21 protein-coding genes are annotated in these 24,019 nt (G+C 72.8%); 13 read left to right on the forward strand and 8 right to left on the reverse strand.

Annotated elements, in window-relative coordinates; translation table 11 throughout:
* Positions 1-96: 96 nt before the first annotated feature.
* On the reverse strand, positions 97-1,239 hold the full coding sequence (locus ACFVU7_RS00200; RefSeq protein ID WP_388043529.1) for a cytochrome c oxidase assembly protein: 1,143 nt from the start codon (positions 1,237-1,239) through the stop codon (positions 97-99).
* A gap of 313 nt (positions 1,240-1,552) precedes the next feature.
* Between ACFVU7_RS00200 and ACFVU7_RS00205 the strand changes: the two genes are divergently transcribed.
* On the forward strand, positions 1,553-3,181 hold the full coding sequence (locus tag ACFVU7_RS00205; protein ID WP_388043531.1) for an FtsW/RodA/SpoVE family cell cycle protein: 1,629 nt from the start codon (positions 1,553-1,555) through the stop codon (positions 3,179-3,181).
* 109 nt (positions 3,182-3,290) lie between these two features.
* Here the strand turns inward: ACFVU7_RS00205 and ACFVU7_RS00210 are convergent, their stop codons facing one another.
* Positions 3,291-4,700: a YihY/virulence factor BrkB family protein gene (locus ACFVU7_RS00210; RefSeq protein ID WP_387966463.1), complete on the reverse strand. Its 1,410-nt coding sequence runs from the start codon at positions 4,698-4,700 to the stop codon at positions 3,291-3,293.
* A gap of 213 nt (positions 4,701-4,913) precedes the next feature.
* On the opposite strand from ACFVU7_RS00210, the gene ACFVU7_RS00215 reads away from it, so the two are divergent.
* From ACFVU7_RS00215 to ACFVU7_RS00265, 11 genes are all read left to right on the forward strand, one after another.
* Positions 4,914-4,997, forward strand: coding sequence for a putative leader peptide (locus ACFVU7_RS00215; protein WP_310593185.1), 84 nt, complete (start codon positions 4,914-4,916; stop codon positions 4,995-4,997).
* Between the two features lie 198 nt (positions 4,998-5,195).
* Positions 5,196-6,920, forward strand: a complete 1,725-nt coding sequence (locus ACFVU7_RS00220; RefSeq protein ID WP_388043533.1) for a nitrite/sulfite reductase — start codon at positions 5,196-5,198, stop codon at positions 6,918-6,920.
* Entirely contained in the window at positions 6,917-7,099 is a 183-nt protein-coding gene (locus ACFVU7_RS00225) for a hypothetical protein (protein WP_030060859.1), read from the forward strand. The genes ACFVU7_RS00220 and ACFVU7_RS00225 overlap by 4 nt, the downstream gene beginning before the upstream one ends.
* Complete coding sequence (locus tag ACFVU7_RS00230) at positions 7,080-7,781, forward strand: phosphoadenylyl-sulfate reductase (protein ID WP_117487354.1); 702 nt, start codon at positions 7,080-7,082, stop codon at positions 7,779-7,781. Before ACFVU7_RS00225 ends, ACFVU7_RS00230 begins: the two co-directional genes overlap by 20 nt.
* A gap of 60 nt (positions 7,782-7,841) precedes the next feature.
* Complete coding sequence (gene cysC, locus ACFVU7_RS00235; RefSeq protein WP_074001209.1) at positions 7,842-8,423, forward strand: adenylyl-sulfate kinase; 582 nt, start codon at positions 7,842-7,844, stop codon at positions 8,421-8,423.
* The gene (gene cysD / locus ACFVU7_RS00240; protein ID WP_259316546.1) at positions 8,420-9,379 is read left to right on the forward strand and encodes a sulfate adenylyltransferase subunit CysD; all 960 of its coding nucleotides are present in this window, start codon (positions 8,420-8,422) and stop codon (positions 9,377-9,379) included. Before cysC ends, cysD begins: the two co-directional genes overlap by 4 nt.
* Entirely contained in the window at positions 9,379-10,692 is a 1,314-nt protein-coding gene (locus ACFVU7_RS00245) for a sulfate adenylyltransferase subunit 1 (protein WP_074001004.1), read from the forward strand. The genes cysD and ACFVU7_RS00245 overlap by 1 nt, the downstream gene beginning before the upstream one ends.
* A gap of 246 nt (positions 10,693-10,938) precedes the next feature.
* Positions 10,939-12,102 carry an aliphatic sulfonate ABC transporter substrate-binding protein gene (locus ACFVU7_RS00250; protein WP_049655034.1) on the forward strand — a complete coding sequence of 388 codons (1,164 nt, stop codon included), beginning with the start codon at positions 10,939-10,941 and terminating at the stop codon, positions 12,100-12,102.
* A 142-nt stretch (positions 12,103-12,244) separates the two neighbouring features.
* On the forward strand, positions 12,245-13,048 hold the full coding sequence (locus ACFVU7_RS00255; protein ID WP_049655033.1) for an ABC transporter ATP-binding protein: 804 nt from the start codon (positions 12,245-12,247) through the stop codon (positions 13,046-13,048).
* Positions 13,035-13,967 carry an ABC transporter permease gene (locus tag ACFVU7_RS00260; RefSeq protein ID WP_387819481.1) on the forward strand — a complete coding sequence of 311 codons (933 nt, stop codon included), beginning with the start codon at positions 13,035-13,037 and terminating at the stop codon, positions 13,965-13,967. Before ACFVU7_RS00255 ends, ACFVU7_RS00260 begins: the two co-directional genes overlap by 14 nt.
* 10 nt (positions 13,968-13,977) lie before the next feature.
* Positions 13,978-14,706 (forward strand): sirohydrochlorin chelatase, encoded by a 729-nt coding sequence (locus ACFVU7_RS00265; protein WP_388043535.1) that lies wholly within the window; start codon positions 13,978-13,980, stop codon positions 14,704-14,706.
* 15 nt (positions 14,707-14,721) lie between these two features.
* On the opposite strand, the gene ACFVU7_RS00270 is transcribed toward ACFVU7_RS00265, so the two are convergent.
* From ACFVU7_RS00270 to ACFVU7_RS00295, 6 genes are all read right to left on the reverse strand, one after another.
* A complete protein-coding gene (locus ACFVU7_RS00270; RefSeq protein ID WP_388043537.1) occupies positions 14,722-15,132 on the reverse strand; it encodes a PIN domain-containing protein in 411 nt (136 codons plus the stop codon).
* Positions 15,129-15,350 (reverse strand): type II toxin-antitoxin system VapB family antitoxin, encoded by a 222-nt coding sequence (locus ACFVU7_RS00275; RefSeq protein WP_388043539.1) that lies wholly within the window; start codon positions 15,348-15,350, stop codon positions 15,129-15,131. Before ACFVU7_RS00275 ends, ACFVU7_RS00270 begins: the two co-directional genes overlap by 4 nt.
* A gap of 149 nt (positions 15,351-15,499) precedes the next feature.
* Positions 15,500-16,213 carry a ricin-type beta-trefoil lectin domain protein gene (locus tag ACFVU7_RS00280; RefSeq protein ID WP_053112563.1) on the reverse strand — a complete coding sequence of 238 codons (714 nt, stop codon included), beginning with the start codon at positions 16,211-16,213 and terminating at the stop codon, positions 15,500-15,502.
* 292 nt (positions 16,214-16,505) lie between these two features.
* A complete protein-coding gene (locus tag ACFVU7_RS00285; protein WP_380782936.1) occupies positions 16,506-18,173 on the reverse strand; it encodes a DEAD/DEAH box helicase in 1,668 nt (555 codons plus the stop codon).
* Positions 18,174-18,336: 163 nt separating this feature from the next.
* Positions 18,337-18,543 (reverse strand): cold-shock protein, encoded by a 207-nt coding sequence (locus tag ACFVU7_RS00290; protein WP_049657493.1) that lies wholly within the window; start codon positions 18,541-18,543, stop codon positions 18,337-18,339.
* Between the two features lie 338 nt (positions 18,544-18,881).
* Complete coding sequence (locus tag ACFVU7_RS00295) at positions 18,882-21,080, reverse strand: MMPL family transporter (protein ID WP_380738717.1); 2,199 nt, start codon at positions 21,078-21,080, stop codon at positions 18,882-18,884.
* A 567-nt stretch (positions 21,081-21,647) separates the two neighbouring features.
* On the opposite strand from ACFVU7_RS00295, the gene ACFVU7_RS00300 reads away from it, so the two are divergent.
* Entirely contained in the window at positions 21,648-23,882 is a 2,235-nt protein-coding gene (locus ACFVU7_RS00300; RefSeq protein ID WP_388044150.1) for an MMPL family transporter, read from the forward strand.
* The last annotated feature ends 137 nt before the right edge of the window (positions 23,883-24,019 follow it).

Below are 24,019 nucleotides of genomic sequence, written 5' to 3' on the forward strand. Positions count from 1 at the left end.
GGCCACCCCTGCCAGACCCGGCCACCCGGCTGCCCGGCCACCAGGCCATCCCGGCACCCGGCCACCCCGCCACCAGACACCCGCCCCCGCCGCGCCCTACCCCCCGTACCGGTGCTTGAGGTTCGGGTCGTCCAGCCACCACGGCCGCATCCCGGTCTCCTCTTCCTCCGGCTGCCCCGTCTCCCGCGCCCGCTCGGCCGCCGCCGCGAAGCGGGCGTCCAGCTCGGCGTCCACCGCCTCGGTCTCCTCCCGCCCCTGCACCACCATCCGCCGCACCAGCGCGGCCAGGAACGGCAGCCCGACCAGGTCCCCCAGCACCCAGAACGCGTTGCCGCCCCAGGTCTGGTCCTGCGCCGGGCTCGGCCCCCACGGCCGCCCGAGCGCCAGGTAGTAGTGCTCGGCGACCAGGTGCCCGCCGTAGATCAGCACGATCCCGAGCCCCGCGTCGAAGATCACCTCGGCGAAGGTGATGAACAGCCCGACCAGGTGCGGGTACTCGTGCCCGACCGGGTCGAGCTGCAGGCGCGGCCAGAAGTACGCGAGGCCGAGCAGCACCAGCGCCAGGTGCAGCACCACGTTCCCGAGCCCGCTGGACACCGACCACTCGTACCAGGGCGTGAAGTAGAGCAGCCACGGCGGCGCCATCAGCAGCGCGGTGGAGACCGCCGGGAACATCAGCACCTTGGACGGCCGGCTGCGCAGCGCCCGCAGGACGCGCTCCCGCCGGGCCGCCGGCGCCGCCTCGACCAGCAGCGAGACCGGCGCGCCGAGCGCCAGCAGCAGCGGGACGACCATCAGCAGCAGCACGACCTGCACGGCCCGGTCGGTGAAGAGGATCCGGTCGTACACGCCGAGGCCGGAGCAGGTGCACCAGATCCACAGCAGCAGCCCGCCGAGGAACGCGACGGTACGGGTGGGCTGCCAGCGCCCGCCGGCGGACCCGGCCCCGACCCCGACCCCGACCCCGGAACCAGCCCCACTCCCGCTCCCGGCCCCGCCGGCCCGGTTGACGCGGCGCACCGCCGCCAGGTACCAGGCGCCGAGCAGCACCGACAGCGCGAGCACCAGCGGCTCGGACGTCCAGGAGGTCGCCAGGTCGGACCACTGCCACGGCGGCGGGCCACTGTAGGCGAGCACCGAGGCGGGACCGCCCACCGGACCGCCCGCCGGGCCGCCCATCAGGCCGCCCACCGGAGCACCCATCGCGCCGTCCAGCACCGCGCCCATCCGCCCGCTCACCTCGCTCGTCCCGGTGGTCCCCGCCTGTCGCGAATCCCATCGGTCGGGAACCCATCGGCCGGGAACCCGCCGATCGGGAACCCCGACACCGGAGCACCCCGGCGCCCGGCCATGATGTCCCTCCACCGCGCCCCCGCCGCACCCGGGGCCCGCCTCTATACCCGGGCCTGAACAAAGCTTTACCAAGCCCCAACAAAGCTTTGCCCAGGCAAAGTTCTGCCCTCCGTCCCCTCTCTTCCGCAACCGCGGGCGAAGACACAAACGTCTGGCAGGATGCCCCGTCGGCGAGACCCGCCACGTGGCCGACAAGGGGATGACAAGGGTGCGAACCACTGCACGCGGCGACGGCCGCCGGCTGGCGGCGCGCCACCGCAACATCGAACTGGGCCTCCTGGCCCTCGCGGTGGCCGTCTGTCTGGCGGGACACATCGACGCCGACCTGGCGCTCACCGGCAGGATGCCGCCCGGGCTGCTGGTGCACGGCCTGTCGCTGGGCGCGCTGGCCGGGGCGGCCCACCTGGCGGTGCGCCGGTTCGCGCCGTACGCCGATCCGCTGATCCTGCCGCTGGGCGTCTTCCTGACCGGCTTCGGGCTGGTGCTGCTGGACCGGCTGGACTTCAGCTACAAGGCCGCGCACGCCGCCAAGGGCGACTACCAGAAGCTCCCGGCGGCGCCCTCCCAGCTGATGTGGGTGTTCATCTCGGTGGCGGCGGCGCTCGCGCTGATCGTCTTCGTCAAGCACCACCGTTTCTTCCAGCGCTACGTCTACCTGCTGATGGCGGGTGCGCTGATCCTGCTGGCCGCGCCGGTGCTCTCCCCCGGCGACAGCTTCGGCGCCAAGCGCTGGATCCGGCTGTTCGGGCTCTCCTTCGAGCCGGACGAGTTCGTGAAGGTCGCGATCACGATCTTCTTCGCGGGGTACCTGATGGCCTCCCGGGACGCGCTGGCGCTGGCCGGGCGGAAGGTCTGGGGGCTGACCCTGCCGCGCGGCCGGCACGCCGGCCCGGTGCTGGCGATCTGGGTGGTCAGCCTGCTGGTGCTGATCTTCGAGCGCGACCTGGGCACCTCGCTGATCTTCTTCGGCGTCTTCATCGTCATGCTGTACGTGGCGACCGAGCGCACCAGCTGGGTGGTGCTCGGCCTGCTGATGGCGGTCGGCGGCGCGGCGGTGGTCGGGACGGTGGAGCCCCATGTGCACGGCCGCGTCGAGGCCTGGCTGCACCCGCTCGACTACTACAAGCCGGTGCACGACATGGCGATCTCCGAGCAGCCCGCCGAGGCGCTGTTCAGCCTGGGCACCGGGGGCATGACCGGGACCGGCCTGGGCTCGGGGCGGCCCTGGCTGATCGGCTTCGCCGGGCGCAGCGACTTCATCTTCACCACCATCGGCGAGGAGCTGGGCCTGGCCGGGGTGACGGCGATCCTGCTGGTCTACGTGCTGCTGGTCCAGCGCGGCCTGCGCACCGCGATCGGCCTGACCGACCCGTTCGGCAAGCTGCTGGCCACCGGTCTGTCGGCGGCGCTGGCGCTCCAGGTGTTCGTGGTGGTCGGCGGGGTGAGCGGGCTGGTCCCGCTGACCGGCAAGGCGCTGCCGTTCCTGGCCGCCGGCGGTTCGTCGCTGCTGGCGAACTGGCTGATGGTGGCGCTGCTGATCAAGCTGAGCGACTCCTCCGGGCGCACCGCCCTGGACCCGGCCCAGCCCTCCCCCGAGCCGCTCCCGGCCCAGGCCCGCCCGGCCGAGCCGTCCGTACGGGCCGAACCGTCCGCGCCCGGCCCGTACGGCCCCACCGACCCCGACGCCCCGCACGACCCGTCAGCCCAGCGCCCGACGGACCCGACCCCGGCGGGACCGCTCTCCTCCACCCCCGGCGCCGCCGACCCCTCCGCCCAGACCGAGCTGCGCCCCGCGTACGGCCACCCGCCGAACCCGTCCGCCCCCTGACCCACCGCCGACCCCCGACGCACCCGCGGCGCACCCCACGCCCCGACGCACCAGGGCCTCCCCCGCACCCGCGGGAGAGGCCCTGCCGTCAACCTTCCGTCCGCCCCGCCTACCGCTGTTCCCACGGCGGCCGGGGCGGCCTCGGCGGGTACCCCGGCACCTGCTGCCCGGGCGGCACCGGCCCCAGCCCCGGCCCGGACGGCGCCCCCGGCCCCGAACCCGGCCCAGGTCCAGGCCCAGGCCCAGCGCCCGACCCCGGCTGCCCTGCCCCCGCCCCGCCCGCCTGCGGCGGCCCGGCCGGCCGGTCGCTGTCCGGCGGCGGCGGCCCGGGCCGGTGGTGCGGCCCGCCGCGGGCGGTGAGCCGGCCGCGCACGTTGTCGGCGGCCAGCACGTCGGCCCACCGCTCCGGGTACTCGGAGGGCACGTCCTCGCCCTCGTCCTCGCCCCACTCCTCCTCGACGCCCTCGGCGAGCCCGAGTTCGCGGGCGCGCCGGGCCCGTTCGGCGGCCCGCCGGGCGGCGACCTCGCGGACCACGGCGGCGGCGGCCTCCTCGTGGGCGCGCTCGTTCTCGGCGCGCGCGTCGGCGGTCTCCAGGGTGGGCCAGCGGCGGTCTATCGCGGCGTTCATCGCGGCGCCGATGAGCACCGCGAGCGCCACCACGAAGATCCACAGCAGGACGGCCACCGGCGCCGCCAGCGAGCCGTACACCGAGGGGCCCTCGACCGAGCTGACCAGGTAGACCCGCAGGCCGACGCTGCAGAAGACCAGCACCACCAGGGCGACCAGGGCGCCGGGGATGTCCTCGCGCCACGGGGTCGAGACCGGGACGGCCAGGTGGTAGAGGGTGGTCAGCGAGACGGTCAGCAGCACGATGGCGACCGGCCAGTAGAGGGCGCCGACCAGCCCGGACACCCCCGGTACGGCGTTCTCCAGCAGTCCCGGACCGACCATCAGCAGCGGCAGCACCAGCGAGCCGATCACCAGGGCGCCGAAGTAGAGGCTGAGCGACATCAGCCGGGTCTTGACGATGCCCCGCTTGCCGTCGAGCCCGTACATGACGGTGATGGTGTCGATGAAGATGTAGAGGGCCCTGGAGCCGGACCACAGGGACAGCAGGAAGCCGATCGAGACGAGGTCGGGCCGGGTGCGGTCGAACACCCCGTCCAGCAGCGGGACCACGACCTCGTTGACGGAGGAGTCCGACAGCACCGTCCCGGAGGCCGAGAGGATGCTCTTCTTGAGCCCGGCGATGGTGCCCGCGCCGACGAACTCGTCGAGGTAGCCGAGGGTGCCGGCCAGCCCGAGCAGCAGCGGCGGGATCGACAGCAGGGTGAAGAAGGCCGCCTCCGCGGCGAGCCCGGTGACCCGGTACTCGACGCAGGTGTTGGTGGTGTCCCTGATCAGTTCCCACGCCGTGCGGCGCCAGGTGGCCTGTTTGGCCGCGCGCCGGGAGCCCTTGCCCCGCCGCCGGGAGGGCCGCTCGGCGTTCGCTCTGCTCGTATCGCCTGCTGCTTGCACAGGGCCAACCGTATCGGGCCGGGGCCCGGCGGTTGATCTCCCCGGGGGTACGGGCGCGTGGCCGGGCGGGGTGGGGGCGCGTCGCCGGACGCGTCGCCGGACGTCCGGGCGGGGAGCGGCGGGAACATCCGGATGTCCCACATGACGAAACCTCAGAGTCCAGTATCTGGATGTTAGTGGACCGCGAGTCCCGCGCCGTGCGAATCTCTTGCCATGCCTAGCGCCGGAACCACCCTAGTAGGTCGACTCCACGTCGATCTCCTTCGCGTGTCCAGCGCCATCTGTCCGGTGACCTGAGCCCCCCGTCTCCGCCGCACCACCGCACCCGGCGCCGACCTTCCCGCCATCCCCGCCGCAGCGGATGCGCAGGCGCCCGCCCGGTCCCGGCCACCGCCCTCAAGACCTTGAAATCCGCAGGTCAGAGCGGTACCGCACGGCCGGACACGCCCCGCGACCCATTCGGCAGCAGCGCCATCCGCCCAGAAGGACTTCACCATGGCCACCTCCCCCGAGACCGTCGAGCCCACGGCCGACCGCGCCGCCGAGCGGCGCCCCGCAGCGGCCCGCAAGGTGACCCGCCACCGCGGCGAGGGCCAGTGGGGCATGGGCCACTACACCCCGCTGAACGCCAACGAGCAGTTCAAGAAGGACGACGACGGTCTCAATGTGCGGACACGTATTGAGACGATCTACGCGCACCGGGGCTTCGACTCCATCGACCCCGCCGACCTGCGCGGCCGGATGCGCTGGTGGGGTCTCTACACCCAGCGCAAGGAGGGCATCGACGGCGGCAAGACCGCGATCCTGGACCCGCACGAGCTGGACGCCGAGTTCTTCATGCTCCGGGTCCGCATCGACGGCGGCCGGCTGACCGTCCCCCAGCTGCGGGCGGTCGCCGAGGTCTCCGAGCAGTACGCGCGCGGCACCGCCGACCTGACCGACCGCCAGAACATCCAGTACCACTGGATCCGGATCGAGGACGTCCCGGCGATCTGGCGGAAGCTGGAGGCCGTCGGCCTGTCCACCACCGAGGCCTGCGGCGACACCCCGCGCGTCATCCTCGGCTCCCCGGTGGCCGGCATCGCCGAGGACGAGATCATCGACGGCACGCCCGCCATCGAGGAGATCCAGCGCCGCTTCATCGGCAACCCGGACTTCTCCAACCTGCCGCGCAAGTTCAAGAGCGCGGTCTCCGGCTCCCCGCTGCTGGACGTCGCGCACGAGATCAACGACGTCTCCTTCGTCGGCGTGGTCCACCCCGAGCACGGGCCCGGCTTCGACCTGTGGGTCGGCGGCGGCCTGTCCACCAACCCCAAGCTGGGCGTGCGGCTGGGCGCGTGGGTCCCGCTGGACGAGGTCGCGGACGTCTACGGCGGCGTCATCGGCATCTTCCGCGACTACGGCTACCGGCGCCTGCGCAACCGCGCCCGGCTGAAGTTCCTGGTCGCCGACTGGGGCGTGGAGAAGTTCCGCCGGGTCCTGGAGGAGGAGTACCTCGAGCGCCCGCTGCTCGACGGACCCGCCCCGGCCGAGCCCGCCGCCCGCTGGCGCGACCACGTCGGCGTCCACCGGCAGAAGGACGGCCGCTACTACATCGGCTTCGCCCCTCGCGTCGGCCGGGTCGACGGCAAGCTGCTCGGCCGGATCGCCGACCTCGCCGCCGCCCACGGCAGCGACCGGGTGCGCACCACCGCCGAGCAGAAGATGATCGTCCTCGACATCGCCGAGGAGCACGTCGACTCCGTGGTGGCCGGCCTGGAGGCGCTCGACCTGCGGGTCACCCCCTCGCCGTTCCGCCGCGGCACCATGGCCTGCACCGGCATCGAGTACTGCAAGCTCGCCATCGTCGAGACCAAGGAGCGCGGCCGCACGCTCATCGACGAGCTGGAGCAGCGCCTGCCGGAGTTCGCCGAGCCGCTGACCATCAACATCAACGGCTGCCCGAACGCCTGCGCCCGCATCCAGGTCGCCGACATCGGCCTCAAGGGCCAGCTGGTCACCGACGAGCACGGCGAGCAGGTCGAGGGCTACCAGGTCCACCTCGGCGGCGCGCTCGGCCTGGAGGCCGGCTTCGGCCGCAAGGTCCGCGGCCTCAAGGTCACCAGCGCGGGCCTGCCCGACTACGTCGAGCGCGTGCTGACCCGCTACCAGGCCGACCGCACCGAGGGCGAGCGCTTCGCCCAGTGGGCGGCCCGGGCGACCGAGGAGCAGCTGTCGTGAGCGAGCGAGCCGCGCCGTTCTTCTGCCCGTACTGCGGGGACGAGGACCTGCGCCCCTCCGAGGCCGGGCACGGCGCCTGGGAGTGCCACGGGTGCCGCCGCGCCTTCCAGCTGAAGTTCCTCGGCCTGCTGTCACCGACCAACCACGGGGGTACGTCACATGAGCAGCACCGCGACTGACCACGAGGCGATAGCCGTCCGGGCCGGCCGCGAGCTGGAGGAGGCCACCGCGCAGGAGGTCCTGCGGTGGGCCGCGGACACCTTCGGCGCGCGGTTCTGCGTCACCTCCTCGATGGAGGACGCGGTGGTGGCCCACCTGGCGTCCTCGGTGTTCCCGGGGGTGGACGTGGTGTTCCTGGACACCGGTTACCACTTCCCGGAGACCCTCGGGACGCGCGACGCGGTGGCCGCGACCATGCCGGTCAACGTCATCACGCTCACCCCGCTGCGGACGGTGGCCGAGCAGGACGCCGAGCACGGGCCGGCCCTGCACGACCGCGACCCGGACCTGTGCTGCTCGCTGCGCAAGGTCGAGCCGCTCAACCGGGGCCTGGCCGGCTACGACGCCTGGGCGACCGGGCTGCGCCGCGACGAGTCGCCGACCCGGGCGAACACCCCCGTGGTGTCCTGGGACCCGAAGCGCCGCAAGGTCAAGATCGCCCCGATCGCCCGCTGGACCCAGGAGGACGTGGACGCCTACGTCGCCGCCCACGGCGTGCTGCTCAACCCGCTGCTGTGGGAGGGCTACACCTCGATCGGCTGCTCCCCGTTGTCCTGCACCCGCAAGCCGGGCGAGGGTGAGGACGCCCGGGCCGGCCGCTGGTCCGGCTCCGGCAAGACCGAGTGCGGCATCCACCTCTGATCGTCCGTTCTGATCGTCCGTCCATCCTCGTGTAAGGAAAGAACCGTGACAGCTGACACCCTGGCCGCCGACGGAGCCGCAGAGGCGGCCCGTACGGCCGCCCCGTGCGAGCGCGGCGCCACCGTGTGGCTGACCGGGCTGCCGAGCGCGGGCAAGACCACCCTGGCCTTCGCCCTCGCCGAGCGGCTGCGCGCCGAGGGCCACAAGGTCGAGGTCCTGGACGGCGACGAGATCCGCGAGTTCCTCTCCAAGGGCCTCGGCTTCTCCCGCGAGGACCGGCACACCAACGTCACCCGGATCGGCTTCGTCGCCGAGAAGCTGGCGGCCAACGGCGTCAAGGTGCTCGCCCCGGTGATCGCCCCGTTCGCGGACTCCCGCGCCGCGGTGCGCGAGCGGCACGCGGCGGCCGGCACCGAGTTCCTGGAGATCCACGTCGCCACCCCGGTCGAGCTGTGCGCCGAACGGGACGTCAAGGGCCTGTACGCCAAGCAGGCGGCCGGCGAGATCTCCGGCCTGACCGGCGTGGACGACCCGTACGAGGCCCCGGAGCGGCCGGAGCTGCGCCTCCAGACCCAGGGCCGCGCGGTCGCCGAGTCCGCCGCCGAGCTGCACGCCTTCCTGACCGAGAGGGGTCTGGCATGACCACCGAGACCGACAGCCCGGTCCGCACCGCCGGCGACCCCAACCAGAATTCAGGGGGGCCCTTCGCGCTGTCCCACCTGGACGCGCTGGAGGCCGAGTCGGTGCACATCTTCCGCGAGGTCGCGGGGGAGTTCGAACGCCCGGTGATCCTGTTCTCCGGCGGCAAGGACTCCATCGTCATGCTGCACCTGGCGCTCAAGGCCTTCGCGCCCGCCGCCGTCCCCTTCTCGCTGCTGCACGTCGACACCGGGCACAACTTCCCCGAGGTCATCGACTACCGCGACCGCGTCGCCGCGCGGCACGGCCTGCGCCTGCACGTCGCCCACGTCCAGGACTTCATCGACCGCGGCGTCCTGCGCGAGCGCCCCGACGGCACCCGCAACCCGCTGCAGACCGTGCCGCTGCTGGACGCCATCGAGACGAACCGCTTCGACGCGGTGTTCGGCGGCGGGCGCCGCGACGAGGAGAAGGCCCGCGCCAAGGAGCGCGTCTTCTCGCTGCGCGACGAGTTCGGCGCCTGGGACCCGCGCCGCCAGCGCCCCGAGCTGTGGTCGCTCTACAACGGCCGCCACGCGGTGGGCGAGCACGTGCGGGTCTTCCCGCTGTCCAACTGGACCGAGCTCGACGTGTGGCAGTACATCGAGCGCGAGGGCATCGAGCTGCCGGAGATCTACTACGCCCACGAGCGGGACGTCTTCGCCCGCAGCGGCATGTGGCTGACCGCCGGCGACTGGGGCGGCCCCAAGGAGCACGAGCCGGTCCAGCGGCGGCTGATCCGCTACCGCACCGTCGGCGACATGTCCTGCACCGGCGCCGTCGACTCCGACGCCACCACCATCGAGGCCGTCATCGCCGAGATCGCCGCCTCGCGCCTCACCGAGCGCGGTGCGACGCGGGCCGACGACAAGCTCTCCGAGGCCGCGATGGAAGACCGCAAGCGCGAGGGATACTTCTAATGAGCACCGCCACCAACGCCACCTCGCTGCTGCGCTTCGCCACCGCCGGCTCCGTCGACGACGGCAAGTCCACCCTCGTCGGCCGGCTGCTGCACGACTCCAAGTCGGTGCTCGCCGACCAGCTGGAGGCCGTCGAGCACGCCTCCCGCAGCCGCGGCCAGGAGGCGCCCGACCTCGCCCTGCTCACCGACGGCCTGCGGGCCGAGCGCGAACAGGGCATCACCATCGACGTGGCCTACCGCTACTTCGCCACGCCCCGCCGGCGGTTCATCCTCGCCGACACCCCCGGGCACGTGCAGTACACCCGCAACATGGTCACCGGCGCCTCCACGGCCGAACTCGCCGTCGTCCTCGTCGACGCCCGCAACGGCGTCGTCGAGCAGACCCGCCGGCACGCCGCCGTCGCCGCCCTGCTGCGCGTGCCGCACGTCGTCCTCGCCGTCAACAAGATGGACCTGGTCGACTACGCCGAGCCCGTGTTCGCCGCCATCGCCGCCGAGTTCACCGCCTACGCCGCCTCGCTCGGCGTCAAGGACGTGCTGGCCGTCCCGATCTCCGCCCTCGCCGGGGACAACGTCGTCGAGCCGTCCGCGCACATGGACTGGTACGGCGGCCCGACCCTGCTGGAGCACCTGGAGACGGTGCCGGTCGGCAGCGACCCGGGCGCCGAGCCGGCCCGCTTCCCGGTCCAGTACGTCATCCGCCCGCAGACCGAGGAGCACCCCGACTACCGCGGCTACGCGGGCCAGTTGGCGTCCGGCGTGCTGCGCGTCGGCGACACCGTCACGGTCCTGCCGTCCGGCCACACCACCACCGTCGCCGGGATCGACGCCCTCGGCCGCCAGGCCGACGCCGCCTGGGCCCCGCAGTCGGTGACCGTCCGCCTCGCCGACGACCTGGACGTCTCCCGCGGCGACCTCATCGCCGCCGGCCCCGTGCCCGTCCCCACCAAGGACATCGAGGCCACCGTCAGCCACCTCAGCGAACGGCCGCTGCGCGCCGGCGACAAGGTCCTCCTCAAGCACACCACCCGCACCGTGCGGGCGCTGGTCAAGGACGTCGCCTACCGGATCGACATCGACACTTTGGAACAGCGCCCCGCCCCCGACGGGCTGAACGTCAACGACATCGGCCGGGTCGTCCTGCGCACCGCCGAGCCGCTGGCCCTGGACGGCTACTCCGACAACCGCCGCACCGGGTCGTTCCTGCTCATCGACCCGGCCGACGGCACCACCCTCACCGCCGGCATGGCGGGCGAGGCCTTCGCCACCGTACCCACCACCGGCACACCCGACGAGGAGGACTGGGTCTGATGCCCAGCGAGGCGTTCTCGGGCATGGACAAGGAAGGCGGCCGCATCGGCAGCGGCGTCCTCGGCAGCGGCCAGGGCGGCCTGACCCGATGTGCGGGCCGACGGGGCTGAGAACGCCCTGTCACCGGGCTGTCTCCCCCCACAGCCGCCCGGCTTGCCCCCGGCACACCGCTGCCGCGCGCACCACCTTCCAACCGTCCGTCCGAGACCGCCTCCTGACGGTCCGTCCGCGAACAGGACTCTCGCCATGGCACCGAACCCGGCCCTCCCGCATACCCGCACCCGCCCCGACGCCGGGCGGATCAGACGCTCCGCGGCCGCCGCCGCGGCCGGCCTGACCGTGGCGGCCCTGCTGTCGTCCTGCAGCTACGGCTCCAAGGCGGACGACAAGTCCTCCGACGCCAAGGCCAACACCGCTGCCACCGCCGGGAGTTCCGGCGCGAAGCTGTCCGCGGACACGGTGAAGATCGGCTACTTCGCCAACCTCACCCACGGCACCCCGCTGGTCGGCCTCCAGGAGGGCTTCTTCCAGAAGGAGCTCGGCGCCACCCAGGTCAAGACCCAGGTCTTCAACGCCGGCCCGGCCGAGATCGAGGCGCTGAACGCCGGCTCCATCGACATCGGCTGGATCGGCCCCTCCCCCGCGATCAACGGCTACACCAAGTCCGACGGCAAGTCCCTGAAGATCATCGGCGGTTCGGCCTCCGGCGGCGTCAAGCTGGTCGCCAACCCGGAGAAGATCGCCACCCTGGACGACCTCAAGGGCAAGAAGATCGCCACCCCGCAGCTCGGCAACACCCAGGACGTCGCCCTGCTCAACTACCTGGCGGGCAAGGGCTACAAGGTCGACGCGGCCACCGGCGCCGGCGACGTCTCGGTCGTGCGCACCGACAACAAGGTCACCCCCGACGCGTACAAGTCCGGCTCCATCGACGCCGCCTGGGTGCCCGAGCCCACCGCCTCCAAGCTGGTCACGCTCGGCGCGAAGGTCCTGCTCAACGAGAAGGACGTCTGGCCCGACAAGAAGTTCGTGATCACCAACATCATCGTCTCGCAGAAGTTCCTCACGGAGCACCCGGACGTGGTGGAGGCCGTGCTGCGCGGCTCGGTGAAGACCAACGCCTTCATCAAGGACAACTCCGACAAGGCCAAGGCCGACGCCAACGAGGCGATCAAGAAGGAGGCCGGCAACTCCCTGGAGCCCGCCATCCTGGACCCGGCCTGGGCCGACATCGACTTCCTGGACGACCCGCTGGCGAACACCCTCCAGGCCGAGGCCGACCACGCCGTCACCGCCGGGCTCCTCAAGAAGCCCAACCTGAACGGCATCTACGACCTCACCCTGCTGAACAAGGTCCTCGCCGCGGAGGGCCGGCCCGCCGTCGCGGACGCCGGACTCGGCGCCAAGTAGCGCCCGCAGCAAGGCCGTTCGTCACGACTCCGCGGTCCGGCCCCCGCCCGCCCGGTCGATCCCCGATCGATGCCCACCGGGACGGGCGGGGCCCGGGCCACGGCCCCGACCTCGCCAGACCACTCATCCAGGAGGTGCCCGGATGACCCCGGCACTGACCACCTCGGCGGACGCCCCCGGCGCCGACGCCCACGGCGGTGCGCCCGCCGTCCGGATCTCGCACGTGCACAAGTCCTTCGGCCGCCCCGGCGCCCAGACCCACGTCCTGGACGACATCACCCTCGACGTCGCCCCCGGCGAGTTCGTCACCCTGCTCGGCGCCTCCGGCTGCGGCAAGTCCACCCTGCTCAACCTCGTCGCCGGCCTCGACCGGCCCACCGCCGGCGGCATCGAGGTGCCCGGCGGCCGCCCCGCGCTGATGTTCCAGGAGCACGCGCTCTTCCCCTGGCTCACCGCCGGCAGGAACATCGAACTCGCCCTCAAGCTGGCCGGCGTCGCCCGCCCCGAGCGCCGCGCCGAAGCCGAGCGGCTGCTCGAACTCGTCCGCCTGGACGGCGCGTACGGCAAGCGCGTCCACGAGCTGTCCGGCGGCATGCGCCAGCGCGTCGCCATGGCCCGCGCCCTCGCCCAGGGCAGCAAGGTCCTGCTCATGGACGAGCCCTTCGCCGCCCTCGACGCCATCACCCGCGACGTCCTCCACGACGAGATCACCCGGATCTGGGCCGAACGGCAGCTGACCGTCCTGTTCGTCACCCACAACGTCCGCGAGGCCGTCCGCCTCGCCCAGCGGGTCGTGCTGCTCTCCTCCCGCCCCGGCCGGGTCGCCCGCGAATGGCACATCGACCTGCCCCAGCCGCGCCGCATCGAGTCCGCCGGCGTCGCCGACCTGTCCATCGAGATCACCGAAGAACTGCGTGGGGAGATCCGTCGCCATGGCCAGCACTGACACCACCCCCGTCCTGGACAAGAACGACAGGAACGACAAGCACGACCGGAACGACGGGACCGCCGACACCGCGGGCGTCGGCGCCGGCCTGGACGCCCTCGACGCCGTCACCGCACAGCGCGGCTCCCTCGGCGAGGCCCTGCGCAGCAAGGCCCTGCCGCCGCTCATCGGCGTGCTCGTCGTGCTCGCGCTCTGGCAGGGCGCGTACAGCCTGGAGCTCACCTCCTCCTACAAGCTGCCCAGCCCCGCCGACGTGTGGCGCTCCGCCCAGGACCTCTGGTACCAGGGCACGCTGTTCTCGATCATCTGGACCAGCGTCTGGCGCGGCCTGTCCGGCTTCCTCCTCGCCGTGGTGATCGGCACCCCGATCGGCCTCGTCGTCGCCCGCATCAGACCGGTGCGCACCGCCATCGGGCCCGTCCTGCAGGGCCTGCAGTCGCTGCCCTCGGTCGCCTGGGTGCCCGCCGCCGTCATCTGGCTCGGCATCAACGACTCGATGATGTACGCCGTCATCCTGCTCGGTGCCGTCCCCTCCATCGCCAACGGCCTGGTCGCCGGCATCGACCAGGTCCCCCCGCTGTTCCTGCGGGCCGGACGCACCCTCGGCGCCACCGGCCTCACCGGCGCCCGGCACGTCCTCATCCCCGCCGCCCTGCCCGGCTACCTCGCCGGCCTCAAGCAGGGCTGGGCCTTCTCCTGGCGCTCCCTGATGGCCGCCGAACTCGTCGCCTCCTCCCCCGACCTGGGCCGCGGCCTCGGCCGCTTCCTGGAGGACCAGCGCGAGTTCTCCGACATGTCCGGCGTCCTGCTCGGCATCATCCTCATCCTCTTCGTCGGCATCGCCATCGAGCTCCTCGTCTTCACCCCCGTCGAACGCCGGGTGCTGCGCAACCGCGGCCTGCTGGCCACCGGCAAGTGAGGCAGCGCTGATGCCCGCCCTCCTCCTGATCGCCCACGGCAGCCGCGACCCGCGCCACGCCGCGACGGTGGCCGCGCTCGTGGAGGAGGTGCGGGCCCAGCGGCCCGGCACCGAGGTCGCCACCGCCTACCTGGACCACTGCGCGCCGCGGATCCCCCAGGTGGTCGGACGGCTCGCGGACGCGGTGGCGGTGCCGCTGCTGCTCAACCGGGCCTTCCACGCCAAGCACGACATCCCGGCCGCCCTGCGCGCCGCCGGCTCCCGGCTGCCGGTCGCCGACGTGCTCGGCCCCTCCCCCCTGCTGCTGGCCGCCCTGGACCGCCGCCTCGCCGAAGCCGGCCTCGCGGTCGGCTCACCCGCCGCCCGGGCCCGTACCGGCGTCGTCCTGGCGGCCGCCGGCTCCTCCGACCCGGCCGCCGACGCCGCGACCCGCGCGGTCGCCGCCGAGTGGCGCCGCACCCGCCGCTGGGCCGCCGTCGAGGTCGCCTACGCCTCCGCCGCCGGCCCCCGCGTCCCCGACGCCCTCGCCGCCCTGCGCACCGCCGGCGCCGAACGCACCGCCGTCGCCCCCTACCTGCTCGCCCCCGGCCTCCTCCCCGACCGCATCGCGGCCGCCGCCGAGGACGCGGACCTCGTGGCCGACGTCCTCGGCCCGTCCCCCGAACTGGCGGCCCTCCTCCTCCACCGCTACGACCAGGCCCGCCACACCGCGGACACCACCCCGGCCCTCACCGCCTGACCCTCACGACGCCGGTCAGACGTGATCCAGGATGTTGTGCTCGTCGAGGTCGGCAGCATGCCGCGCCACAGTGCGGTAGTCGGCGTCGTCGTGGAGCACCGTGAGGCCGTGATGCGCAGCCGTCGCCGCGATCAGCAGGTCGACGGCTGAGGCACTGCGATGCTGCCCGGCGACGGCCATCCGCCGCTGCACCGTGTCGATCCAGCGTCCCGCACTCTTCGGCACCGAGACGTCCGGGTAGAGCTCGGCGTACATCTCGGAGATCTCGTCGAACTCCCGGCCGTCGCGCGCACTGTAGAGGAACTCGGCGCGCTGCGGGTAGCACGAGGCGATCGACCCCGCGTCGATCGCGTCATACCAGGCGTCCTGGAGCTTGGGCTCGCGCAGCAGCCGCACCAGCGCGGACGTGTCGAGGAGGTAGATCACCGGGCGTCCTTCTCGGTCCGGTGCAGCTGCTCGGCGTGTTCGACGGCCCCCCACGCCCGGGCCCGCTGGAAATGCCTGCCGATACGGGCCGCGCGTTCCTGCCGCTCCGCGTAGAAGCGCAGAGCGAGGTTCACGGCCTCCTTCTTGGTCCGCACTCCGGCAAGGGCCATCGCCCGCTCCAGGGCCTCTTCATCGATGTCGATCTGCGTTACGGACATCCGGCACCTCCGTTGAGCAATGTTGGCGATGTCCATAGCATTGTATCTCACCAACATCACCGTCGAAGCGGTCGGTCCGGCACCGAAGACGGTCCGCCGCCCCCGGTGTGGTGCGGGGGCGGCGGACCGCGGTGAAGGGGGCTCGGGCGTCAGGCCGGGAGGTTCCACTTCTGGTTGGCGGCGCCGTTGCAGTCCCAGATGCCGAGCTGGTTGCCGTTGTCGGTGGAGAAGCCGAGGTCGTCCAGGCAGCGGCCGGACTGCGGGTTGAGGAGCGAGCCGTCGGGGCGGGCCTGCCACTGCTGGGCGCCGCTGCCGTTGCAGTCGTAGATCTGGACCTTGGTGCCGTTGCCGGTGTTGCCGCCGGAGACGTCCATGCACTTGCCGAGGGCGCGGATCGTGCCGTCGACGCCGATCCGCCACTTCTGCGCGACGGAGCCGTTGCAGTCGTAGATCTGGACGGCGGTGCCGTTGCCGACGTTGGCGCCCTTCACGTCGACGCACTTGCTCGCGTAGCCGGAGATCTGGCCGGTCGGGCCGGCCGGCGGGACGGCGCCGAGGACGACGCGCGGGAACTGGACGCTGTCGCCGATGCCGCAGGACGCGGACATGGTGCCGTCGCCGATCGCGATGCCGCCGATGGCGGGGCGGGAGAACTGCACGGTGTGGTTGGAGTTCCAGTAGAGGCAGTTGGCGGTCACGGTCCAGGTCTGCATCGGGTCGAGGCCGGTACAGCTGCCGACGGCGTTCCAGGCGGAGGCCCACGCGCCGCAGGCCGGCGCGGCCTGGGCGGAGGTGGCCGGGGCGGCCAGGGCGGCGGCCCCGGCGAGCAGGGCGGTGGTCAGCAGGGCGGAGGTTCGGCGCATGGGACGGTCGTCCTTCCGAGTGGGGGGATCACGTGGACTCACCATCCGCGCCTCCGTGGTGACGGGGCGTCGGATGTGTGGGCCGCGTCAGAGACTCGGGGGTGCGCGGTCGGCCGTCAACCGGCAGTGGACCGGCAGCTGCCGGGTGCGCCGGGGCTGAGCTGGGCGGTCGGTCCGGGCGGCAGTTTCGCCGGGGCACGGCACGGCGCCGGTCCCGGAAAAGCCGGAGGCCCCGCACGCCCCCTGCTGCGAGGGGGTGTGCGGGGCCCGTACGGTGTGGCCGGGACGGCCGTCAGTCGGCCTTGCGGCGCTGGCGGCCGGTGCCGTAGTTGGAGCCGGACTTGGTGCCGCTGCCGGGCTTGGCGCGGCCCGAGGAGCGGCCGATGAAGCCGGCCGCCTGCGGGCGCTCGCCCTGGGCGGCGCCGCCGATGCGCTGCTTGGGGCGGGGGCGGCGCGGGTTGCCGTTCATGTCGACGTCGGCGGGCAGCGCGGAGCGCTTGCCGGGCCGGCGGCGGGGGGTGCCGGACTTGGCCCCGGCGGGCTTGTCGGCGCCGCCCTTGGCGGCCGCGGCCTGGTCGGCGGTGACCGGTACGGCCAGCGTCACGGCCACGCCGCTGGGGGTGCGGGCGCCGGTGATCCGGGTGAGGTCGGCGTCGCCCGGGCGGATCTTGGTGACGGTCGGGCGGATGCCGGCCGTCGTCATCAGCCGGTTGACCTCGCGGCGCTGCTCGGGCAGCACCAGGGTGACGACCGTCCCGGACTCGCCGGCCCGGGCGGTGCGGCCGCCGCGGTGCAGGTAGTCCTTGTGGTCGACCGGCGGGTCGACGTTGACGACCAGGTCCAGGCCGTCGATGTGGATGCCGCGGGCGGCGACGTTGGTCGCGATGAGCGCGGTGACGTGGCCGTCCCGGAACTGGTCCAGGACCCGGTTGCGCTGCGGCTGGGACTTGCCGCCGTGCAGCGCGGCGGCCTTCACGCCGTTGGCGAGCAGCTGCTTGGCGAGCCGGTCGGCGCCGTGCTTGGTGTGCACGAACATGATCACGCGGCCGTCGCGGGAGGCGATGTGCGCGGTGGCGGAGGCCTTGTCGGCCTGCTCCAGCTGGAGGACGTGGTGGTCCATGGTGGTGACCGCGCCGGCCGAGGGGTCGACCGAGTGGGTCACCGGGTCGGTCAGGAAGCGCTTGACCAGCCGGTCGACGTTGCGGTCCAGGGTGGCGGAGAACAGCATCCGCTGCCCGCCCTCGGCGACCTGCTCCAGCAGCTTGCTGACCTGCGGCAGGAAGCCCATGTCGGCCATCTGGTCGGCCTCGTCGAGGACGGTGATCGCGACGTCGGAGAGGTTGACGTCGCCGCGCCCGATCAGGTCGTCCAGTCGGCCCGGGGTGGCCACCAGGACCTCGGTGCCGCGGCGCACCGCGTTGGCCTGCTTGTTGATCGACATGCCGCCGACGACGGTGGTGATCCGCAGGTTGACGGCGGTCGCGTACGGGGTGAGCGCCTCGGTGACCTGCTGGGCCAGCTCGCGGGTGGGCACCAGGACGAGCGCCAGCGGGTACCGGGCGTCGGCGCGGCGCCCGGCGGTGCGGGCGAGCAGCGGGAGGCCGAAGGCCAGGGTCTTGCCGGAGCCGGTGCGGCCGCGGCCGAGGACGTCGCGCCCGGCGATCGAGTCGGGCAGCGTGGCGGCCTGGATCGGGAAGGGCTCGGTGACGCCCTGGCGGCCGAGCGCGGAGAGGATCGCCTTGGGCATCTCCAGCTCGGCGAAGGACGCCGCCGGGGGCCGGGCCGGGGTGCCCTGGACCACGGTGAAGTCGGTGGCCTCGGGGGCGGCGGCGGGGCGGGCCTGCTTGGGGGCGCCGCTGCGGCCGCGCGGCTTGCGCGGGCGGTCGCCGCCGGCGGTGCGGCGGGCCTGGTCGGTGGTGCGGGGGCCGCGGTCGCGCGGCGAGCGGGCAGGGGTGGTCACGGATTCTCCGTCCGTCGGTCTACAGCCCGGGCTGCGGGCTGGAGTCGGCCGTCGGATGCATGGAGTGCGCCGCCCCGGCCGTACGGCGGCATGAGCGGGGGCCCGCACCGTGCGGTGCGGGCCCCCGCTTCGCGATGATCGCGAGTCAGCGTGGAGGCTGACGTCAGCCGATGATCTGGATGTTCTCGGCCTGCGGGCCCTTCTGGCCCTGGGTGACGTCGAACTCGACCTTCTGGCCCTCGAACAGCTCACGGAAGCCCTGGGCAACGATGTTCGAGTAGTGGGCGAACACGTCGGCGCCGCCACCATCCTGCTCGATGAAGCCGAAGCCCTTCTCGCTGTTGAACCACTTCACGGTGCCGGTAGCCATAACCGTCTCCTCTAAATCCTGGGGGCATCAGGGATCCACACCTCGTGGATCCCCGTGGTAGCCGCGATCCCCATCCGGAGACTGAAACACCGGACAAAACAAATGCGCCTGTCGGTTGGTACCAGCAGGCGCACACCACGTTCATGGGAACCAAAACTGCAACTGCTTCGACTGTAGCACGGTGGCACGGGGGTTGACCGGGGATTTTCCCGCCCAGGAGATCACGTTTGGTGGCCTCGGAAACGGGGCAGCGGCGCCCCGCCGTAGCGGGGCGCCGCCTGTTCGTACCGACCCGGTCAGGGCCGGGTCAGGGCACCGTTCACACCGACCCGGTCGGCTCAGCGCCGGCCGGCCGGCTCCGGCATCCCGTGGGCGCCGGCCACCGGGGCCGGGCCCTCGCCGTGACCGTGGCCGTGGCCGTGGCCCGGGGCGTCCGCGTGGCCGGGCCACCAGGCGCGGTGGCCGAGCAGCGCGGTGAGCGCCGGGGTGAAGAACATCGCCATCACGAAGGCCGCGATGAGGATGCCGATGGCGATCGAGAAGCCCATCTCGCTCATCATCGTGTTGCCGGCCAGCAGCATGGTGGCGAAGGTCGCGGCCAGGATGAACCCGGCGGCGGCCACCGTCGGGCCGGCGTGCCGGATCGCCTGGCTCGCCGCCTCGCGGGGGCTGCGGCCCTCCTGGGCCTCCTCGCGCAGTCGGGCGATCATCAGGATGTTGTAGTCGGTGCCGAGCGCGACCACGAACAGGTAGATCAGGATCGGCAGCATGAACATCAGGCCCTGCTCGCCCTTGATGTTCTGGAACAGCAGGGTGGTGGCGCCGAGGGTGGCGCCGAAGCCGAGGCCGACCGAGGCCATCAGGTACCAGGGGGCGACCACGCTGCGCAGCAGCAGTCCGAGGATCACCATGATCAGGACGGCGGCTATCGGGAAGACCAGGCTGTAGTCGTGGGCCATCGCCGTGTTGATGTCCTTGTACACGGAGGTGGTGCCGGCGACGTAGGCCTTGGTGCCGGCGGGCGCGTGGTCGTGGGCGACCTTGCGGACCTCGCCGATGGTGTCGATGGCCTTGTTGCTGGCCGCCTCGTCCTTGAGGACGACGGTGATGTCGGCGGTGAGCCCGTCCTTGCTGACCCCGTGCTCCGGGTCCGGCAGGGCCGCGCTGGAGACGCCGTCCACCTTGCCCAGGTCCGCCACGTAGCCCTTGAGGCCGGCGACGTCGATCTTGTTGCCGTTCTGGCTGGTCAGGTAGATGTGCGCGGGGTCGGCGGCACCGGCCGAGTAGGCCTTGATCATGGTGTCCTGGACGACCATCGACTCCTTGGTCTTCGGCATCGAGCTGCCGGCCATGTCGAAGGTGCCCTGGTAGCCGAGCGCGGCGACCGCGAGGCCGGCCATCACCAGGCCGGAGAGCAGGGCGGCGGCGCCCGGGCGGCGGCCGACGCTGCGGCCCATCGCGGCGAAGCGGGCGTTGGACGGCTCGCGCTGCCAGGCCTTGGAGGGCCAGAACAGGACCTTCTCGGGGATCAGGCAGAGGATCGCGGGCACCAGGGTGACCGAGGCGATCGCCGTGACGGCCACCGCGATGGCCAGCGACGGGCCGAGCGCCTTGAACATGCCGAGGCTGGACAGGACGAGCACGGCGAAGGCGACCACGACGGCACCGGCGGCGGAGGCGATCGCCTCGCCGACCCGGCCGACCGCGTTGGCGACGGCCTGCTTGCGGTCGTCACCGGCCCGCAGCCGCTCGCGGTAGCGGAACATCAGGAACAGGAAGTAGTCGGTACCGACGCCGTAGAGCACGACGGTGAGGATCTGTTCCATCGAGTTGTCGGCCTTGAGCCCGAACAGCTTGCTGGCGTCCGCGATCAGGCCGTTGGCGACCATCGAGTAGATGATCACCGAGAGGATCGGCAGCAGCGCGATGATCGGGCTGCGGAAGATGATCCCGAGCGTGAGCAGGATGATCACGACCGTGCCGAGGCCGATGAGCATGCCGGCCGTCTTGCCGGCGTCCTTCTGGTCCAGGTTCATCGCGGCCGGGCCGCCGACCTGGAACTTCAGGGTGCTGCCGGAGGCGAGCGCGGTGCCCTCGTCGCGGAGCTTCTTCGCGGCGTCGGTGAACTCGTCCGACTGCATCTTGGTCTTGTCGATGGAGACCATCGACATCGCGTACTTGTGGTCCTGGGAGTAGGACGCCGGAGAGACCGGGACGACCAGCTCGACCAGCGGGATCTTCTTGTCGGCCAGCCCCTGGGTGACCTTGGCCATGGTCGCCGCGTCGCCCTCGTCCAGCTTGCCGCCGTCGGTGCGCTCGAAGAGCAGCAGCGCGGAGGGCGAGATGTTGGACGGGAAGGCCTTCTGCTGGAGCTCGGCGGCCTGGATGGACTCGTAGTGCTTGGGCAGGAAGGCGGCCTCGTCGGTGTTCGCCTTCAGCGGCGGGGCGGTCGCGACGATCGCGACCGCGGCGATCAGCCATGCGCCGATCACCCACCAGGGGCGGCGTACGACGAATTGTCCTAGTCGGTGGAACATGCTCGTGTGCCTCCTGGGCATGGTTCACCGCAGCCCTTGGGGGACGGGACGCTGGGCGACGGCAGGACCGGCGCGGGGAGTGCCGACGGCACTCCCTTGCCGGTCGGCAGGTAAGTAGGTTTGGGGCATCATCCTACGAGTACTTGCTTGCCGCCCGGCAAGGAGCCCCCGTGTGCTTCAACCCCCGTCGGGCCGCCCGAAGCGGCCCCGGCCCAGTCTCTCCCGGACGCACCCCTCCTGACCTCGTGCTCCGGGTGGAGTCATCTCCCCCTCAGGGTGGAGGAGCATCCCCTACCCCCCAGGAGGAGATCTCGGGGTCGGAGGGTAGGGAAAACCCCACCCGGGCCCCGAAGGAAGCACCAGGAAACGGCCACCCGCCAGCCGGATTACCCGTCAGGACCGGCTTCCCTACTGTCGATCGGGACGCCGGAGCGCAGCCGGCGCACCCCAGACCGGCGGTCCCCCGACCCAGGGCCCCCGCCGCTCCCGTCCGGCGACGACCGCCGCTCTCCCAGGGGGGAAACCACCGTGAAGCCCGTGAAGTCCAGACTCGGCCTGGCGGCCGCGATGGGCGCCTGGAGCGCCCGGCACCGCAAGACCGCCGTGTTCGGCTGGCTGCTCTTCGTCGTCCTGGCCGCCGCGCTCGGCTCCGCCCACGGCAGCGTCAGGATCACCGACGCCGAGTCGGTCCCCGGGCAGGTCTCCCGGGCCGCGCGGATCCTCGACGAGGCCGGGCTGAAGAGCCCGGCCGGCGAGACCGTCCTGGTCCAGAGCGCCACCCGCACCGCCGACGACCCGGAGTTCCGCACCGCCGTCGGCCAGGTGGTCGCCGCCGTGAACGGCACCGGCCGGGCCGCCGAGGTCCGCTCGCCGTACGACACCAAGGCGGTCTCCGCCGACGGCCACTCCGCGCTCGTGACGCTGACCCTCAAGGGCGACCGCACCGAGGCCGCCGACCAGGTCCAGCCGGTGCTGGACGCGGTGGCCGGCGTGCAGAGGCAGCACCCGGACCTCACCGTCGTCCAGCTCGGCGACGCCAGCTCCGGCAAGTGGATGCGGGACCAGGTCGGGAACGACTTCGCCCGCGCCGAGTGGACGGCCGTGCCGCTCGCCCTCGGCATCCTGCTGGTCGCCTTCGGCGCGCTGGTCGCCGCCGTGCTGCCGGTGGTGCTCGCGCTCACCGCCTTCGTCGCGGCCGCCGGACTGGTCGCGCTCGGCAGCGGCTTCCTGCACACCAGCGGCGACGCCTCCTCGGTGATGCTGCTGGTCGGCCTCGCCGTCGGCGTCGACTACTGCCTCTTCTACCTGCGCCGCGAACGCGAGGAGCGGGCCGCCGGGCGCGACGCCGCCACCGCGCTGGCCGTGGCCGCCGCCACCAGCGGCCGGGCGGTGCTGGTCTCCGGCGTCACCGTGGTGGTCGCCATGGCCGGGATGTTCCTCACCGGGATCGCCACCTTCAAGGCGATGGCCTTCGCCACCATCCTGGTCGTGATCACCGCCGTGCTCGGCTCGCTCACCGTGCTGCCGGCGCTGCTGTCGATGCTCGGCGACCGGGTCGAGAAGGGCCGGGTGCCGTTCCTCGCCAAGCTGCGCCGCCCGGACGCCGCACGGACCGGCGGACGCTTCTGGAACGCGGTGCTGACCCCGGTGCTGCGCCGCCCGCTGGCCGCCACCCTGCTCGCCGGCGCCTTCCTGCTGGCCCTGGCCGCGCCGCTGCTCACCATGCACACCGCCAAGCTGACCTTCCAGCAGCAGCTGCCCGCGGGCAACGCCCTGGTCGCCGCCTCGCAGAAGATCGAGGCCGCCTTCCCCGGCAGCCCCGCCCCCGCCACCGTCGTGATCAAGGCCGCCGACATCGACTCCCCCGCGATGACCGCCGCGATCGGCGACCTCAAGGCGAAGGCCCTGGCGAGCGGGCGGATGCACGGACCGGTGGAGGTCACGGTGCACGCCGACAGGAACGTCGCCACCGTCGACATCCCGCTCAACGGCACCGGCAACGACGCCACCAGCAACGACGCCCTGCGGACCCTGCGCGAGGAGCTGGTGCCCGCCACCGTCCTCACGGTGCCCGGCACCGAGGCCCCGGTCACCGGCGACACCGCCGGGTCGTACGACTTCAACCGGAAGATGGGCGACTCGATGCCGCTGGTCTTCGGCTTCGTGGTCGCCCTCGCCTTCCTGCTGATGCTCACCACCTTCCGCTCCCCGGTCGTCGCGGCCACCGCCGTGGTGCTCAACCTGCTCTCGGTCGGCGCCGCGTACGGGGTGCTGACGCTGGTCTTCCAGCACGGCGTGGGCGCCTCGCTGCTGGGCACCGCCGGGGTCGGCGCGGTGGAGTCCTGGGTGCCGCTGTTCCTCTTCGTGATCCTCTTCGGGCTCTCGATGGACTACCACGTGTTCGTGGTCTCCCGGATCAAGGAGGGCCACGACCGCGGCCTGCCGACCCGGGCCGCGATCGCCGACGGCATCCGCTCCACGGCCGGGGTGGTCACCAGCGCCGCGGTGATCATGGTGGCGGTGTTCTCGGTCTTCGGCTCGCTGTCCATGCAGGTGATGAAGCAGATGGGCGTCGGCCTCGCGGTCGCGGTGCTGATCGACGCCACGGTGATCCGCGGGGTGCTGCTGCCCTCGGTGATGACCCTGCTGGGCGACCGCAACTGGTACCTGCCGCGCTGGCTGAACTGGCTGCCGGACCTCTCGCACGGCGAGCCCCTCCCGCCGGCCGACGCCGACCGGGGCCTGCCCGCCCAGCCGGCCGGGCCGACGGAGGGGGCCCGCCACCGCCGGGCCGGGGTCTGAGCCTCCCCGGCCTCCCCGACCCGTTCGACCTGTCCGACCCGTCCGACCTGTCCGGCTTGTCCCACCCGCCCGACGCGTCCGGTGCCGGGCCCCGCAGCGCGCGGGGCCCGGCGTCCGTGCGTCATGATGATCACCGT

Origin of the sequence: Kitasatospora sp. NPDC058046 (assembly GCF_042885595.1) — a bacterium.
Classification (GTDB): Bacteria; Actinomycetota; Actinomycetes; order Streptomycetales; family Streptomycetaceae; genus Kitasatospora.

Coding starts and splice junctions, on each gene's coding strand:
- ACFVU7_RS00255 (WP_049655033.1), top strand. CDS start 12,245: ATGACCCCGGCACTGACCACCTCGGCGGACGCCCCCGGCGCCGACGCC.
- ACFVU7_RS00265 (WP_388043535.1), top strand. CDS start 13,978: ATGCCCGCCCTCCTCCTGATCGCCCACGGCAGCCGCGACCCGCGCCAC.
- ACFVU7_RS00275 (WP_388043539.1), bottom strand. CDS start 15,350: ATGTCCGTAACGCAGATCGACATCGATGAAGAGGCCCTGGAGCGGGCG.
- ACFVU7_RS00245 (WP_074001004.1), top strand. CDS start 9,379: ATGAGCACCGCCACCAACGCCACCTCGCTGCTGCGCTTCGCCACCGCC.
- ACFVU7_RS00220 (WP_388043533.1), top strand. CDS start 5,196: ATGGCCACCTCCCCCGAGACCGTCGAGCCCACGGCCGACCGCGCCGCC.
- ACFVU7_RS00205 (WP_388043531.1), top strand. CDS start 1,553: ATGACAAGGGTGCGAACCACTGCACGCGGCGACGGCCGCCGGCTGGCG.
- ACFVU7_RS00280 (WP_053112563.1), bottom strand. CDS start 16,213: ATGCGCCGAACCTCCGCCCTGCTGACCACCGCCCTGCTCGCCGGGGCC.
- ACFVU7_RS00230 (WP_117487354.1), top strand. CDS start 7,080: ATGAGCAGCACCGCGACTGACCACGAGGCGATAGCCGTCCGGGCCGGC.
- ACFVU7_RS00300 (WP_388044150.1), top strand. CDS start 21,648: ATGGGCGCCTGGAGCGCCCGGCACCGCAAGACCGCCGTGTTCGGCTGG.
- cysD (WP_259316546.1), top strand. CDS start 8,420: ATGACCACCGAGACCGACAGCCCGGTCCGCACCGCCGGCGACCCCAAC.
- ACFVU7_RS00215 (WP_310593185.1), top strand. CDS start 4,914: ATGCCTAGCGCCGGAACCACCCTAGTAGGTCGACTCCACGTCGATCTC.
- ACFVU7_RS00250 (WP_049655034.1), top strand. CDS start 10,939: ATGGCACCGAACCCGGCCCTCCCGCATACCCGCACCCGCCCCGACGCC.
- ACFVU7_RS00260 (WP_387819481.1), top strand. CDS start 13,035: ATGGCCAGCACTGACACCACCCCCGTCCTGGACAAGAACGACAGGAAC.
- ACFVU7_RS00295 (WP_380738717.1), bottom strand. CDS start 21,080: ATGTTCCACCGACTAGGACAATTCGTCGTACGCCGCCCCTGGTGGGTG.
- ACFVU7_RS00290 (WP_049657493.1), bottom strand. CDS start 18,543: ATGGCTACCGGCACCGTGAAGTGGTTCAACAGCGAGAAGGGCTTCGGC.